The sequence below is a fragment of the Nocardiopsis sp. TNDT3 genome (assembly GCF_003427465.1).
In the GTDB taxonomy this organism is placed as follows: Bacteria; Actinomycetota; Actinomycetes; order Streptosporangiales; family Streptosporangiaceae; genus Nocardiopsis; species Nocardiopsis dassonvillei.
Map to the genome: position 1 here is coordinate 1 of NZ_QPFC01001196.1, position 1,212 is coordinate 1,212.

1 protein-coding gene and 1 pseudogene are annotated in these 1,212 nt (G+C 72.6%); one reads left to right on the top strand and one right to left on the bottom strand.

The features are described 5' to 3' along the window. Positions 1-28: 28 nt before the first annotated feature. Positions 29-490, bottom strand: coding sequence for a hypothetical protein (locus DQW06_RS25715; RefSeq protein WP_013156179.1), 462 nt, complete (start codon positions 488-490; stop codon positions 29-31). A 349-nt stretch (positions 491-839) separates the two neighbouring features. On the opposite strand from DQW06_RS25715, the pseudogene DQW06_RS25720 reads away from it, so the two are divergent. Continuing rightward, positions 840-1,212, top strand: a pseudogene (locus DQW06_RS25720) (PrsW family intramembrane metalloprotease); the annotation flags it as partial.

The window sequence follows — 1,212 nt, forward strand, 5'->3', positions numbered from 1 at the left end:
CCGCCGCCGGGGCGGTGCAGCGCGGTCACTACTTGACCCTGCCGTTCTCGATGCTGCGGCGCACGGCCGAGCGGACCAGCATCTGCCCGGCGAGCACGAGGGCGGCCACGGGCACCAGCGCGGCGAGCGCGAAGCCGATCATGCCCTGGTCGACCAGGAGGTTGATGCCGATGTAGCCCACGCCCGCGACGGCCAGGGCGGCGATCCACATCAGCCGGGCGCCGGGGTAGGAGGTGATGTAGCGCGGCATGTACACGCCGCTGCGTCGGCGCTGGACGACCGAGTAGGCGGTGGCGACCAGGACCACGCCGAGGACGGCCCACTGGAAGTAGGGGCCGCTGCCCGGCAGGACGGCGGACCAGATCGGCAGTCCGGCGATGAGCACGCCCGCGGCGGCGAGGAAGACCCAGTAGGCGGCGGGCAGGTCGGTGTGGGCGGCGAGCTTGCGGCGGGCGTCGGCGACCTGGTCGAGCTCGGGATTGCTGGCCATGTCCATCTCCTCTTTCGCATCTACTTTCTATATGGAAAGTAGATACCAAGGATCGGGTCCTGTCAAACACGGCCGCGGCCCGGAAGAAGGCCGCCGGGACGCAGCCACCGCGTCGACCAGCGACGACGCGAGGAACACGAATGACCGACACGCCTCGCGTCCGGCGGACCCGCCGCCGGCCTCCGCCGCCGGGGGAGGGCCCCACGGCGCACTCCCCCGGCCGGACGGCCCACCGTTATGCTCGGTCGGGCCGATCCGTCCGGAAGGCGGCGGAAACGGGCCCGTGGTCTCCGCCCCCGAGCGAGCGCCCGTCCGCCCCCGAGTGAGCCCCCCAGGCACGAGGTGACCCATGGAAGAACAGGCCATGCTCGCGCGTGACCTCGTGCTGCGCGTCTGCGCCGGAGCGACCGAGTTCGACCCCCACTGGATCCGGGCCGACGGCAAGGTCACCACCCCCTTCCTGGTCCCCCGCGACCGCAACCTCATCCGCGCGGTCGTCGCCGCGGGCCGCGCCATGGGCGTGGACCGGCTCCTGGTGTGCCGGACCAGGCCCGAGTTCTCCTACGACCCCGTCACCGAGGTCCCCCTCGACACCGACACCCTCATCGACCTCATCCGCGGCTGGGGGCCCGCGCCCACCGACTTCCTGGTCTGCGTCGAGGACTTCTCCGCCGCCGTCCTGGTCACCGCGGACGAGCTCACCGTCGCGGCCGGTCCCGCCG